This window comes from Glaciecola sp. HTCC2999 (genome assembly GCF_000155775.1).
Classification (GTDB): Bacteria; Pseudomonadota; Gammaproteobacteria; order Enterobacterales; family Alteromonadaceae; genus Opacimonas.
In genome coordinates this window covers 9596-23531 of the sequence record NZ_DS989816.1, presented here as the reverse complement: position 1 = coordinate 23531, position 13936 = coordinate 9596, and the positions used below count along the sequence as shown (strand labels likewise).

Here is a 13936-nt window from a genome sequence, read left to right as displayed (position 1 = left end):
CACGCAACAAATTAAGTCTAACGGATCCGTCGTCGCGATAAGTTTGGCTACAAAATCAGCAATAAGCTGCCCTTCTGCATCACCTTCTGATGCGGAGAACACATCCTTAAACAGAGCGACAACTTCTGATGTTCTTATCTGTTGTAATAAAGAAAACTGCATGACTCTTATCCCTGCTCAATGTGAAGCGCATAAACATACGCTTCAACCCATTTATTATTATTCAATTTAACTTGAACGAGCTGACGTTCGTAACCCGCTCCCTCAAATTCATCCAACATCGACCAGTATTCAGATAAGTGATTCGATGAAAAAACGAAACCCGTTACCTCTTCTCCTTCATCTGACGGTACGATCCCTGGAAAACCTTGATCAGCCCCCCAGCCTTCGTTCAGCAGCGTTCCCTTTAAAGTCGCCGCTTCCCAATTACCAGGTATGTCTTCTACTACATGATGATTGGGCCTTCCAGGGGCCAGCGTCCCATATATAAATAATCGTTCCATTCGTCTTATTTCAACTTATTTTTAACGTAACGTTTTGTATTAATTAGTAAATCCTAACACTTCCAACAGTACTCATCAATGCTCACAATGCCGTCATTATTTTTATCCCATGCTTTACGACCATCACTGAAATAATACAAGTCACCATTACCAAACATGATCCCATCACTGACAGGAGTCGCCTTAATTGTATATTGAGTACCAGTGGCATTTAAGGTACAGATCGTCAATTCATAACGTTTGTTAGCCATCGGCTCTTGGGAAGGTGAATATGTGGCAAAGACCGTCGGCTGACCTGTATTTGCACCATTTATGGCAGCCGCTTTATATGTATAATTTGCCAACTTATGACGTTCCATCGCGCTAGCAAATGCCATCAAATCACTCTGCCCTGCAGTGCGATGGGTGGATTGACTGATATGGGTAAAACTGGGATATCCAACCGTTACAATCACCCCCACAATTGCAATCACAATCAATAATTCTAATAACGTAAACCCTGATTGCCTTGATTCCTTAGCTTTCCTGCTGCTCATGGTTTGATCTCTATTTCAGTCGTCCATGATAATGGCTGTATGCGCTCAAAACGCCCAAAAATATTTTGTACCAAGCAAGCAAAGTCATTTTTACATGGTATTTCATTTCCATTTGAATCAAACTCAATCACCGCTGAAGCACAATCACTACCGACACACACCACCGGCTTAACCAGGTTTTTAATGAATATTGTAGGAGCAGATGCAATCTTAGTTTGATTAAGTTTAACAGCTCGATCTGTTCGAGTTATTAACATATCTTGATCTAGATCCACCACCGCATTACCGGTCAATAAATCCACTAAGTACGCCTGTCCAGTATCAGCAGTAAATGAACAATTCGCTAGATTATCTGAAGCGGGTGAATGCGTCGTAAACAATATTTGATAATTGAGGATCAACGGGGATATTAAGACTGTTTCACCGCATGCCTGTAAATCAATACGCCAGCCAGCCATCATATTCAAATCCAAGTACGCTGTGGTTTTCAGGATGATATCGCCTGAGGTGAGTTGATGATTTGTCGCATCGTATAAATCCTTAACTGTATAAGCACCATTCGGAAAGGTAAAATGACCATTATCATCTTTGCTGTATACCCCTTTATCTTTGAGCATATAAAAACTATCTTGCACGTTACTATTTACCGGGCCGTCAAGAAAACCTGAACCGATTACCACCCCAAAATATGGTTCGCTGACTGTCACGACTTCCGTCACATCAGGTCCATAATAAAAACGTCGATTAGTTGTTTTAGTATCACCATTAAAATCAGCTAATAGCCCACCTTTGATTACGTTGTTCCCTGTCTCTCCATTATAAATATCGATACGGAATATCTGTCCGCCAAGATCCGCAGCATAGAGATGATCAGCTAACCCATCTGCATCTCGATCGATAGTGGAAATACGACCGGTAATAGAATACTGCATCTCACTGATCTTTAAATCTGCATCATCGGATGTGATTTCGTACAACTTAATACCAGTGTTCGCATCAATAATAAAAATGGCATTACCTGTACTATCAACAGAGCGAATGGCTTTATCATCTTGGCTAACATCATAACCACCACCAATGATCATGACATCCATAACGGTAGTGCCTATGCGTATTTGCGTGATGGTAGGCCGAGACCAGCTTTGTGCCAGTCGAGCATACTCGCCATCACCGCCTTTGATGCTAAAGACAAGTTTAGGATCGAGTTTGTTACTTACATCAAACGTATAGTAGTTTTTTCCCTCACGCCTCATTCCTACATATAGATATGTCTTATCTCCATCTCTACGTAACACCATATCGTCCTGTGATAGGTCATCGAACGTTAGTGAAATTTGGCGAAAAGCCTCTTTAAGTTGATCGGTAGCATACACCTGGAATAACTGAGACTTCTCATTAGTAGAAAGGCTATCAGCTCGCGCTGAGCTTAAAGTGAATAGGCATAGGTACACGCATATCAGTACAATTCCAGGCCAGTGAACATTAAAGTGACGCATAGATATATTCCCTTTTTCATCATTATGGTAATTCATAGGTCATCACTGACACCGATAACGTATTAGCGACTGCATATTGATTATCTTTGATTTGACCGCAACCACGGATCAAAAAGACATGGCACTGAATATCTGCGCTCCCCATCACACTGGATGACCCACGACACGTTCGTTCTTGAACAAAAGCGCTAAGTGACCAACTGTTCAACCGTGATTGCCGGTCATATTGACCGTTGGTAATATGATGTTTCTCTGTTTGTAAGCCATTTTGCGTGAGTGTGCGAGACACATAACCTTGATCAAAAAAACAACTTAACGCGTCGACACTTAAATCAATCGCCGCAATTTTGCTGGCCTCTGATAGAGGATCAATCATTGAATCATCTAGTAATACGGCTTCATCTGCTGACTGAGATATCGTAGCGGCTAGCGCTGATTCAGCTGCATTAAATGCTAATAACTGCTGTTCCATCGCGTGGGCCATTTTATGTTGAATCATGCTACTAGACACCGATACTACCCCCATAAGAGTTAACGATAGCAACACTAGCAATGCAAAAATCAGGACCACGCCACGCTGTGTGGCTGCCTGACTTTTAGAATAAGTAAACCTGTCATGCTCTCTCATGAAATAACATGCCGTTTCAACGTGTGGTGTATATTGCGTAGCATAATAGTAGTTTCAAATTGGCGATATAAATGTGAGGAACTCGGCAAGACAAGTGCTTCGTTTAATACCGCAAATCCTTGAGCATTATCGACATTGATAGGGTTATCACTTCGAATTAATAACCCAATTCGGATAGCGACTACCTTGTGCGGTTCGGTAAGATTATCCGCTGTCACATATTGAATCGATGTTGTTTGTGTCGAGCCAGCGGTGTGATTAGCAACGCCATACACAACATGGAACGCTTCCACATTATCTAAAATCGTAAACGCATTATGATTATTATGTCCAGTGGCTAATTGTTGACCACGTAATACACGTAAATCAAACCCTCTACATTTAAGTTTATGATCTTGGATGAAATATTCATTTACCACTGGAAATTCTTGGTCGTGCGAATAACCTAAGTGATACCCTCGGCAATCTGTTTGTGCCACTTTACTTATCACCAAGGTGTCATTTGCACCATTTACGCCTTGCATACTCCCCAAGGCCTCTCGACGGGAAAATGTTGCCGGAAGTACGACTGCACTATGTTGTAAGAATATGGCTTCCTCTGCAGTGTCTTTAGCGCGCTGTAGACTCGGCGATAACTGGTCGTAACGTCCCGTTTGCAGAATATCTTGTTGCAGTTTAATAATAGCAAAGCGGCCATTTTCTTGTACTGACGCTAATGCACGATTACGTTTATTTGTGACAGTTTGACTCACCATCACTTGGATCACTGTCACACTTAATATCGCACCTAAGGCAAGGCTAAGCATGACTTCAACTAAACTGAATCCAGCCTGTTTCATAAGAATAACTCCATCAGAATGCAATTATTATCATTACTTATTAATTGATCACAGCTGTGATTAGTGATGGTCGGATGTTGCCAATGGGCTGCTGGCCAGCTCAGCATAATGGTATAGCGAGATCCAGCACTGCATGCTGTTAAGTCACTGGTATTACTATCATTACACGTTACCTCAAGATTCATATTAGGATTATGTTGGATACTGGCACACGATAATTGATAAGCATCAAACGCAGCTAACTGAGCAGGATGACATTGATTAATATGACAATTGCTTAACGTCGCAGGAAAGGATTGGCAAAAACAGTCATATTCACTTGCATCCGAGCCACAGGATAAGTTACCAAAATTATATAAGCTAGCATCCACATACGCGTCATCTATGACATTTCTATCGCCGTTTTGAGTAATCACTGAAGAAACGCGTAAACGCTCGGCAACTTGTTCGGCGACTAAGACAGCTTGAGAACGAGATAATGCCTCCACATTATTAAACGAGGCAATTAATTGGAGTGTCGCTATCCCTAATAAACCAATCGATAATATGACCAAGGTGACTAATATTTCAATCATGCCAACGCCACGCACACCGTTTAGATGTTGATATGATGTCTTAAGGGATGTACTTGAAGAAGTAATATTGACTTGCATGATGTTCTATCACTATTAACACATTGACTAAAGAGATAGTAAATATGTATATCTAGAATGATAGAAAATCCAGCGCAAGAATGGCAGAACAGATCTAAAGCATAGTAATAACGAGTAAAACTGATCGGTTAGCCGGTGATATTAGAGTGAGGCAGATCAAATGATGACAATAACATGATTGTTCTGAACTTATATCCGTTTTGTGGTATCCGTCTTTTGAGCGACGTTAGGTAAGCGTTGACGCCACCAATTAGCTAGCACAGAACCGGTAATATTCATGCCTGGACCAAAGACGGCCGGGGCTAGCCCCATCGTTGCCACGCGTCCCATCTCTAATGCGATACCAGATGCTAAACCTGAATTTTGCATCCCCACTTCAAAGGCAATGGTACGTGATGACGCCTCATCCATCCCCATGAGTTTGGCCCCGCCATAACCAAACACATACCCTAAGATATTGTGGATTAACACGATCCCAATCAGCACTAACCCGATGCTCATTAAACTATCACGTCCGGCAGCTGTGATGACAGTAATAATAACGGCTATACCAAGCATGGATACTTTGGGCATGGCTTTATCTACTAACGGGAATTTACCATGTAACAAGTGATTAAACGCCAACCCGGCGATGATTGGAAGTAGTACGATTTTACTAATACTCCAGAACATGGCAACCGCATCAATCGGCACGAATTCATCAGCTAGCAATGACATATAAAAAGGAGTAATGAAGGGAGCGAGTAAGGTGGATACGGCAGTTAAGGTCAATGATAACGCAAGGTTTGCGCCAGAAATATATGCCATGACATTAGACGCTAAGCCACTGGGTGAACAGCCGACTAAGATAATACCTGCGGCAATTTCTGGTGGTAATCCAGACGTTGTAGCTAAACCAAATCCTACAATCGGCATAATGGTAAATTGGCAAACTAAGCCGATAAACACGCCCTTGGGCATTTTTGCAACCCCCACAAAGTCATTCACGCTCATCGAAGTACCCATACCAAACATAATTAACATCAGTAATGGCACGATTAAGGATTTAGTTTCAAAATCCCCAACATGAGTAAAAGTATCAGGTGTTACCATCGCGGCGGCAACAGCAAGTAAAATTGATAACGTAAAAATGTTTTGTTTAATGAGTGAAAGCATATCATTCATTCCTGTATTACTATTTTAAACGCTAATAATATTGTTACTTCACTTGTTTGATTTGTAATTCTTTTGGTACCGCAAATTCAATATTTTCTTCACGGCCAGTAATTTCCGTGACGCCATTAGCACCGTGTTCATGTAATGCATCGATCACACCTTGCACGAGTATCTCAGGAGCAGATGCTCCAGCTGTGACTCCGATAGCTTGTTTACCTTCAAGCCACTGCGGCTGGATCATGCTAGCATCATCAATCAAATACGACGGCGTGCCTAACTTAACAGCCAGCTCACTTAAACGGTTTGAATTAGAACTGTTCGTCGCTCCTACCACTAACAATAAATCACATGACACAGCCATTTCACGTACCGCATCCTGTCGGTTTTGCGTGGCATAACAGATATCATCTTTACGTGGGCCGTCTATGTTGGGAAATGTCTCGCGTAATGCATCAATCACATCAGCTGTATCGTCTACAGATAGTGTGGTTTGTGAACAGTAATACAACGCATCCGGATTTTTAACCTGTAACTGACGAGCATCTTCGGCAGTCTCGACTAAATAAATACCACCTTGAGGGTTATCATATTGCCCCATGGTGCCTTCCACTTCAGGATGCCCTTTATGGCCTATTAAAATACACTCAATGCCTTTTTTACTCGCGCGCATCACTTCCATATGTACTTTTGTCACTAATGGGCAGGTTGCGTCAAAGACTTTTAACCCGCGCTGAGTTGCTTCAGTCCGCACTGCTTGTGACACGCCATGGGCAGAAAAAATAACAATAGAGTCATCAGGCACTTGATGAAGTTCTTCAACAAACACCGCACCGCGCTCTTTTAAACCATCCACTACAAATTTGTTATGCACCACTTCATGACGCACATAAATAGGATGTTCGAATAAATCTAACGCGCGCTCTACGATCGTAATCGCACGGTCAACACCGGCACAAAAGCCACGAGGATTAGCTAACTGAACTTGCATTAGGAATTAATCACATCAATGATTTCAACATCAAAAATCACGGTTTGACCCGCAAGTGGATGATTGAAATCTACGGTTACTGAATGTCCAGCAATGCTGCGGATCACGCCTGGTAACTCACTGCCATCTGGCTGTGCAAAAGCAATGATCATACCCTCAGCCACTTCCATATCAGCCGCAAACTTAGTGCGATCAACATGGTAAATATTATCTGGATTAGGCATTCCAAAGGCATCGTCAGCGTTGAGGGTGAAAGACGCTTTTTCACCTTGCGTAAGCCCGCGTAAGCACGCTTCAAAATTCGGTGTGAGACTACCATCACCCATCACCATCTTAGCGGGCTTATTATTAACGCGCGTACTATCTGCTGCTGAGCCATCTTCTAATTTCAAATCAAAATGTAAGATGACTTCTGAATTATCTGTGATTACTGCGGTATTTTCACTCATGGCTCGACTCTTTTGGTTGGTCTTCATCTTTGTTGATGAACATATCAAGAATTAATAATCCTGCACCTATAAATATGACACTATCGGCAATATTAAAAGCAGGATAATGGAATGACTCATAGTAAAAGTGTAAAAAATCCACCACATAGCCATGGACTAAGCGGTCATATAAATTGCCTATGGCACCACCCAAAATAAATGCAAATGCTATCGGTAATAAGCGTTGTGATCGCGGAGATTGGTACAGCCACCACACAATCACACAACTCACGATAGCGGCTATTGCCGTAAAAAAATACCGTTGCCAGCCACCCGCATCACTTAAAAAGCTAAATGCTGCGCCATAGTTATGGACATAGGTGAGGTTGAAAAAAGGCAATACTTGGACAGATTCATATAATGTGAAACTATCCATCACAGCATATTTTGTAACCTGATCCAAAATAAACCCAATTAACGCAATCCAGACAAAGCGCAAACCCGTTTGGCTAATATGCGCCCAACCTCGTAAACGCGTTGCCTTATCTTCATTCGATGTTGTTACTTGCTCGGTCACGAATATTCCTTACTTCAATCGGCAGTCGTTTTATTCAACTAATTACCAGACGGTAATTACCATAATTATGAAACATTTATGCAAATGCGCGAGCTTCACCAGCACCATCAACGTTTTCAACGCAACGCCCACACAATTCAGGATGAGCTGCTAGTGTGCCAACATCTTCACGATGATGCCAACAACGCACACATTTTTCACCACTAGACTTAGTGACTTTCACAAATACGTTGTCCATACCAGTGGCAGCTGCATCAGCAGGTTTATCCGTCAGCGACGCAACTTTAGCGGTGGAAGTAATAAGTACAAAACGTAATTCATCACTTAATTTAGCTAATTGTCCAGCCAGAGTATCATCCACATAAATGGTCACATCCGCTTCTAACGAACCGCCGAGCACTTCATCTTTTCGTGCTTGCTCTAGTGCACCATTAACTGCATCTTTGACGTGTAACACATCACCCCAAAACGCATCATCATAACCCTCTTTTGCTGATGCCGTTGGCCATGCATCATACCAAGTACCGGTAAATACGAATGTATCAGTGTTTTGATCAGCTTGTGGCAAGACTTCCCAAATTTCTTGAGCGGTAAAACTGGTGATCGGCGCCATCCAACGCACCATCGCTTGAACAATATGATACAAGGCTGTTTGGCAAGAACGACGCGCTAGGCCATCGGCCTTCGCTGTGTATTGACGATCTTTTATGATATCCAGATACAGACTACCCATATCAATGGAACAAAATTGCATGAGTTTCTGTGTGACCACGAGTAAGTCATATTTTTCATACGCAGCAATGATCTCATTTTGCGTCGTTTGCGCTTTGGCCATCGCCCAACTATCCAATGCCACCATATCTTCTGGTGCTACACAATCTGTTGCTGGATTAAAGCCGCTTAAGTTCGCCAGTAAGAAACGTGCCGTATTACGGATACGACGATATGCATCGGCTGAACGTTTAAGGATCTCATCGGACACTGCAATTTCTGAACGATAATCAGTCGACGCTACCCATAAGCGCAAAATATCAGCACCGTATTTGTTAAATACTTCTTGCGGAGCGACCACATTACCGACCGATTTTGACATCTTACGACCGTGTTGATCGACAGTAAATCCATGCGTCAATACTTGTTTGTAAGGCGCATGACCATGCATTGCGACACTTGACATCAAAGAGGACATAAACCAACCACGATGTTGGTCAGAACCTTCCAAATATAAATCCGCAGATGCTGGAATATCATCACGTCGGTCAACCACAAATGAATGCGTCACGCCTGAGTCAAACCACACATCTAACGTATCGGTCACTTTTTCATAATCAGCAGCTTCGTCGCCCAGTAACTCCTCAGCAGAGAAATCCCACCATGCTTGGATACCTTTGTTTTCAACGGCAAGTGCGACGGTTTCCATAATATCAGTCGAGCGCGGATGTAATTCACCTGTCACACCATGGATAAATAATGGAATCGGCACACCCCAAGTACGTTGACGCGAGATACACCAATCAGGACGGCCTTCTACCATGGTAGAAATACGCGCTTCGCCCCATTCAGGGATCCATTGTGTTTGTTTTATCTCTTCTAATGAACTACTACGTAACCCATTTTTATCCATCGAGACAAACCATTGCGGGGTTGCCCGGAAAATAATCGGCGTCTTATGGCGCCAGCAATGTGGATAGCTATGTTCATATTTAGTATCTAGCATCAATGCATCGACTGAACGCAGGTGTTCAACTATTGGCCCATTGGCTTTGAACACATGTTGTCCCGCAAATAACGGGGTATCTTCGATATAAACACCATTGGCACCCACAGGGTTATAGACTTCAATGCCGTATTGTTTACCTACATTAAAATCATCAACACCGTGAGCAGGTGCAGTATGAACACAACCGGTACCCGATTCAGTCGTGACGTGCTCACCTAAGATCAACGGCACTTTAATATCTAAATAAGGATGTGCAGCAAGCGTATTTTCTAAAGCTTGACCCTGACAAGTCGCCAGTACTTGATAATTGGCCGCATCAATGCCGTAACGCGCCATACAATCTTCAACTAAATCTTGCGCAATCACTATTTGCTGACCGTCTAACGCGACCAGTGCATAGTTAAGTGTCGGGTGGATACTGATCGCCCGATTTGCAGGAATAGTCCAAGGTGTGGTCGTCCAAATAACGACAGACGTTTTAGTTAATAGCGCAATATCTACACCAAATGCATGAGCAAACACTGACGAGTCATCAATTAAAAACTTCACATCGATTGCAGGAGAAATTTTGTCTTGGTATTCTACCTCTGCTTCGGCTAGCGCTGAACCACAATCAGTACACCAATGTACTGGCTTGAAGCCTTTTTCTAAATGGCCAGAATTAACAATCCCCGCTAATGCACGAATGATGTCAGCCTCGGATTGGAAATTCATCGTTTTGTATGGATTTTCCCAATTACCTAAGACCCCTAAACGAATGAAGTCTTTCTTTTGACCTTCAATCTGACGCTCAGCATACGCACGACATTTTTCACGAAATTCAGCAGCGGTAACTTTTTTACCCGGCTTACCGACTTTCTTTTCAACCATCAACTCAATCGGTAATCCATGACAATCCCAGCCAGGTACATAGGGCGCATCAAAATCAGACAAGGTTTTTGATTTTACAATGACGTCTTTTAAGATCTTATTGACCGCATGACCAATATGGATATCACCATTAGCATATGGAGGGCCATCATGCAGGATAAAGGGCGTTTTGCCTGCTTTGGCTTCACGAATTTTCTGATAGAGCTTTTTTTCAGTCCAGTCTTTGAGCATCTTCGGCTCTTTTTGGGCCAAATTACCGCGCATGGGAAACGCCGTTTCGGGTAAATTGAGGGTGGATTTGTAATCACTCATAAAAAGTCTATCCTAAAAAGCTATGGCTTAGTCTGGGCAGAAGAAGACTCAGCTAACAAGTTACGCGCTTGTTGAGCATCTTCAGCAATCTGTGTTTGTAATTGTGCAAAGGTATCAAATTTTTTAATACCGCGCAGTTTATGTTGTAACGAGACGCTTAGATACTGACCATAAATATCTTGGTCAAAATCAAATAAATGCACCTCAAGTAATCCTTGGTGGCCATCGACAGTAGGTCGAGTACCGATATTGGCAACGCCATCTAAACGTAAACCCTGACATTCAGCCTGTACCGCAAACACCCCAACTATCGGCGCCTTTGCGCGTTGTAAATTAACATTAGCGGTGGGAAAACCGATGGTTCGACCTTTTGCCTGACCATGTACCACTCGGCCATTGATTGTAAACTCTCGTCCGAGCATCTCATTCGCTAAAGTAAATTGATTATTCGCTAACGCTTCACGAATAGCGGTGGAACTAATTCGGCAATCATCATGGCGGAAACTCGCGGTATTGACGACACTAAATCCATGCTCATGACCAGCCGCTTTGAGCATCGTAAAATCACCGCGCCGTGCTTGACCAAAACGAAAGTCGTCTCCGACCACTAAAAACTTGACTCCCAGAGCATTGACCAAGGTATGTTCAATAAAATGCTCAGGGGATTGTGAGGCAAACTTGGCCGTAAAATGTACACAAATGAGTCGATCAATACCAATGTCTTTAAGTGCTTCGTATTTATCACGCCAGCGGGATAAGCGTGCAGGTGCATTATCGGGTGAAAAGACTTCTTCTGGCTGCGGTTCAAACACCATGACAGTAGAGGGAAGTCCTAGTGATTTGGCTTTAGCGATAAGCGATGATAAGACAGCTTTATGCCCGAGATGCACACCATCGAATTTGCCTATCGTCAGTACGCACGATTTATGTTGCGCACGGATATTATGTAATCCTCGGATTAGTTCCACAAAAAGCCCTGTCTACTATGCACTTACATTGATTTTCAAGCGCGTGATTATAAACGAGTCAGGCACTATAATCCATTGTAAATCATTGCTTTTTGTGGATGATAACCGCGCATTTGGCGACTATTAGTCGTATATACGTCTGTTTCGTCAATAAATATCGCTTCAATAGCCTGGCCAAATAAACGGGCAGTTTTAAATGCCAGCGTCAAACTTGGATCATATTTACCTTTTTCAATAGCGACGATGGTTTGCCTAGACACATCTAAACGCTGAGCGAGGTCTGCTTGGGTCCAATCTCGCTCCGCCCGTAATACTTTTAATCGATTTTTCATGATTGAATGCTCAATAAATGCTTAAAGATTTACGAATATTTTCGATGGGCCAGTAACATACCGATCCCATAAGTCACCCCCATTACAAACAAAATATTTGACGGGTTCGGAGCAATATCAATTAACCTAACGCCTTCTAATAAGCCATAAATTGCACCAAACACCATGCTACAACCCAATGATAATGCCATTGCTTCTAGGTGAATGCGTTGTTGTAGTTCATCTAATCCCTCGAGATGCTGTTTATTTGCCATGATCATTTTATAGCCCATGAACAAGTTGACCCAAATTAGCACGATGGTAATCACTTTATGATAATCCCATAAAAAAGTAGGTCCAAATGCGACTAACGCTAATGAAGCTAACCATAGACCAGTCCATAAGGCGAGTTGTTTGGTGTTGTGTGAGGTGCGACTTTCTAATGATGATGAATCTTTCATAGGTATACTCTCTTTGTCATTAAGTAAAACAAGCTTTACTTTTCATGATAATAGTGAGTCACTCACGATAAGTCAAGTTAACTTTACTTATTGTTTAACATTGCATACTTTTAATGTGTTTAAGTGCTTTTGAAATGCCGAGGACGCAGCCCTAAAATACCTAAGAAAATAATATAAACCACCACTGCAGACACTAACCAACCGATGACGTAAAAGACTCGTTGAACAAACACCAGCCCTTCCCAATTCACGCTTCGCTGTAACAGCATTACAATACCAGCCATCAATAACGCACTAACGAGCATTCTTACAATGCGCCATAAAATAGTAGTATCAAATTGGTACACACCAGCTTTGACTAGGCCTCGATATAACAACATTGCATTCAGCGTTGCAGATAGACTCGTTGCAATAGCGAGTCCAACATAGCCAAACGGGATCGCAAATATGATGTTAAACCCCATATTCGCAATCATCGCGATAATACCTATTTTGACGGGTGTTTTCGTATCTTGACGGGCGTAATAACCTGGCGCAAAGATTTTAATTAACATAAAACTGACCAAACCAGCTGCATAGGCTAGCAAACTAGCACCTGCCATCGATACATCCTGACTAGTAAATGCACCGCGCTCAAATATCACGGATAAAATAGGCTCAGCCAATACCATCAATCCTAAACAAGATGGAATACCTAACACACACACCATCGTCAACGCCCAGTTCATATTTTGTTGAAATTTTGTGCTGTCTTGAGCCACATGATCTCTTGAGAGTGCTGGTAATATAACAGTCGCAATGGCAATGCCAAATAACCCCAAAGGAAACTCTAATAATCGGTCAGAGTAATATAGCCAACTGACAGAACCGGTCATCAAAAAACTGGCTATCAATGTATCAAACAGTAAATTTATTTGACTGACCGACACCCCAAATAATGCGGGGATCATCAAGGTGCGGACTTTTTTGACATTTGGATCAGACCAGCCCCAACGCGGCCTCACTAACACGCCCGCCCGATATAAAAACGGTAATTGAAAAGATAATTGGACTACCCCACCAATAAAAACACCCCATGCAAGCGCAAACGCAGGTGTCGAAAACTGATCATGCATTCCCCATGCACACCCAATAATGGCCACATTCAACAACACCGGGGTAAATGCTGCTACCGCAAAGCGATTCATGGTATTGAGAATAGCGCCGGATAGGCCCGTGAGCGTAATAAAAAACAAATAGGGAAAAGTAATTTTGAGCATAGTGCTGGCTAGTTCAAACTTATTCCCTTCTACAGTACCGTCAAGATAGGCTATAAACCAACCGGTACCAAACAAAGCAGCAATAACGGGCGAGGCAATCACGCCAAATAAAGCGGTACAAAAAACAATGAGGCCTAAGGTACCAGAAATACGTGATATGAAAGCCAAGTTCGCTGCTTTATCACCCTGGGCTTGAACTTCTGATAACACAGGGACAAATGCTGGGCAAAAG

At 42.5% G+C, this 13936-nt stretch carries 15 protein-coding genes; all 15 read right to left on the bottom strand.

Annotated elements, in window-relative coordinates:
• Positions 1-167: 167 nt before the first annotated feature.
• Complete coding sequence (locus G2999_RS10980; protein WP_010181751.1) at positions 168-503, bottom strand: gamma-glutamylcyclotransferase family protein; 336 nt, start codon at positions 501-503, stop codon at positions 168-170.
• Between the two features lie 53 nt (positions 504-556).
• A complete protein-coding gene (locus tag G2999_RS10975) occupies positions 557-1039 on the bottom strand; it encodes a type IV pilin protein (RefSeq protein ID WP_010181749.1) in 483 nt (160 codons plus the stop codon).
• The gene (locus G2999_RS10970) at positions 1036-2535 is read right to left on the bottom strand and encodes a pilus assembly protein (protein ID WP_198006109.1); all 1500 of its coding nucleotides are present in this window, start codon (positions 2533-2535) and stop codon (positions 1036-1038) included. The genes G2999_RS10975 and G2999_RS10970 overlap by 4 nt, the downstream gene beginning before the upstream one ends.
• A gap of 22 nt (positions 2536-2557) precedes the next feature.
• Entirely contained in the window at positions 2558-3163 is a 606-nt protein-coding gene (locus G2999_RS10965; protein WP_010181745.1) for a PilX N-terminal domain-containing pilus assembly protein, read from the bottom strand.
• On the bottom strand, positions 3160-4002 hold the full coding sequence (locus tag G2999_RS10960; protein WP_010181743.1) for a PilW family protein: 843 nt from the start codon (positions 4000-4002) through the stop codon (positions 3160-3162). Before G2999_RS10960 ends, G2999_RS10965 begins: the two co-directional genes overlap by 4 nt.
• Positions 3999-4655: a hypothetical protein gene (locus G2999_RS10955; protein ID WP_010181742.1), complete on the bottom strand. Its 657-nt coding sequence runs from the start codon at positions 4653-4655 to the stop codon at positions 3999-4001. The genes G2999_RS10960 and G2999_RS10955 overlap by 4 nt, the downstream gene beginning before the upstream one ends.
• Positions 4656-4844: 189 nt before the next feature.
• Positions 4845-5810 (bottom strand): bile acid:sodium symporter family protein, encoded by a 966-nt coding sequence (locus G2999_RS10950; RefSeq protein WP_010181741.1) that lies wholly within the window; start codon positions 5808-5810, stop codon positions 4845-4847.
• A 43-nt stretch (positions 5811-5853) separates the two neighbouring features.
• Positions 5854-6798: a 4-hydroxy-3-methylbut-2-enyl diphosphate reductase gene (gene ispH, locus G2999_RS10945; RefSeq protein WP_010181740.1), complete on the bottom strand. Its 945-nt coding sequence runs from the start codon at positions 6796-6798 to the stop codon at positions 5854-5856.
• Entirely contained in the window at positions 6798-7247 is a 450-nt protein-coding gene (fkpB, locus tag G2999_RS10940; RefSeq protein ID WP_010181739.1) for an FKBP-type peptidyl-prolyl cis-trans isomerase, read from the bottom strand. Before fkpB ends, ispH begins: the two co-directional genes overlap by 1 nt.
• Positions 7240-7740, bottom strand: coding sequence for a signal peptidase II (gene lspA / locus G2999_RS10935; RefSeq protein WP_034955972.1), 501 nt, complete (start codon positions 7738-7740; stop codon positions 7240-7242). The genes fkpB and lspA overlap by 8 nt, the downstream gene beginning before the upstream one ends.
• Positions 7741-7879: 139 nt before the next feature.
• Complete coding sequence (gene ileS / locus G2999_RS10930) at positions 7880-10705, bottom strand: isoleucine--tRNA ligase (RefSeq protein ID WP_010181737.1); 2826 nt, start codon at positions 10703-10705, stop codon at positions 7880-7882.
• Positions 10706-10725: 20 nt separating this feature from the next.
• Complete coding sequence (gene ribF, locus G2999_RS10925) at positions 10726-11673, bottom strand: bifunctional riboflavin kinase/FAD synthetase (protein WP_010181736.1); 948 nt, start codon at positions 11671-11673, stop codon at positions 10726-10728.
• A 65-nt stretch (positions 11674-11738) separates the two neighbouring features.
• On the bottom strand, positions 11739-12005 hold the full coding sequence (locus G2999_RS12445) for a helix-turn-helix transcriptional regulator (RefSeq protein ID WP_010181735.1): 267 nt from the start codon (positions 12003-12005) through the stop codon (positions 11739-11741).
• Positions 12006-12034: 29 nt separating this feature from the next.
• Positions 12035-12445, bottom strand: coding sequence for a hypothetical protein (locus G2999_RS10915; RefSeq protein ID WP_010181734.1), 411 nt, complete (start codon positions 12443-12445; stop codon positions 12035-12037).
• 119 nt (positions 12446-12564) lie between these two features.
• A partial coding sequence (gene murJ / locus G2999_RS12440; RefSeq protein WP_010181733.1) for a murein biosynthesis integral membrane protein MurJ occupies positions 12565-13936 on the bottom strand: 1372 nt, incomplete at its 5' end.

Bases quoted from the DNA above. Each gene is read 5' to 3' on its own strand.
- G2999_RS10950 (WP_010181741.1), bottom strand. From the start codon at position 5,810: ATGCTTTCACTCATTAAACAAAACATTTTTACGTTATCAATTTTACTT.
- ispH (WP_010181740.1), bottom strand. From the start codon at position 6,798: ATGCAAGTTCAGTTAGCTAATCCTCGTGGCTTTTGTGCCGGTGTTGAC.
- G2999_RS10955 (WP_010181742.1), bottom strand. From the start codon at position 4,655: ATGCAAGTCAATATTACTTCTTCAAGTACATCCCTTAAGACATCATAT.
- G2999_RS10970 (WP_198006109.1), bottom strand. From the start codon at position 2,535: ATGCGTCACTTTAATGTTCACTGGCCTGGAATTGTACTGATATGCGTG.
- G2999_RS10965 (WP_010181745.1), bottom strand. From the start codon at position 3,163: ATGAGAGAGCATGACAGGTTTACTTATTCTAAAAGTCAGGCAGCCACA.
- G2999_RS12445 (WP_010181735.1), bottom strand. From the start codon at position 12,005: ATGAAAAATCGATTAAAAGTATTACGGGCGGAGCGAGATTGGACCCAA.
- G2999_RS10960 (WP_010181743.1), bottom strand. From the start codon at position 4,002: ATGAAACAGGCTGGATTCAGTTTAGTTGAAGTCATGCTTAGCCTTGCC.
- G2999_RS10915 (WP_010181734.1), bottom strand. From the start codon at position 12,445: ATGAAAGATTCATCATCATTAGAAAGTCGCACCTCACACAACACCAAA.
- G2999_RS10975 (WP_010181749.1), bottom strand. From the start codon at position 1,039: ATGAGCAGCAGGAAAGCTAAGGAATCAAGGCAATCAGGGTTTACGTTA.
- ileS (WP_010181737.1), bottom strand. From the start codon at position 10,705: ATGAGTGATTACAAATCCACCCTCAATTTACCCGAAACGGCGTTTCCC.
- G2999_RS10980 (WP_010181751.1), bottom strand. From the start codon at position 503: ATGGAACGATTATTTATATATGGGACGCTGGCCCCTGGAAGGCCCAAT.
- fkpB (WP_010181739.1), bottom strand. From the start codon at position 7,247: ATGAGTGAAAATACCGCAGTAATCACAGATAATTCAGAAGTCATCTTA.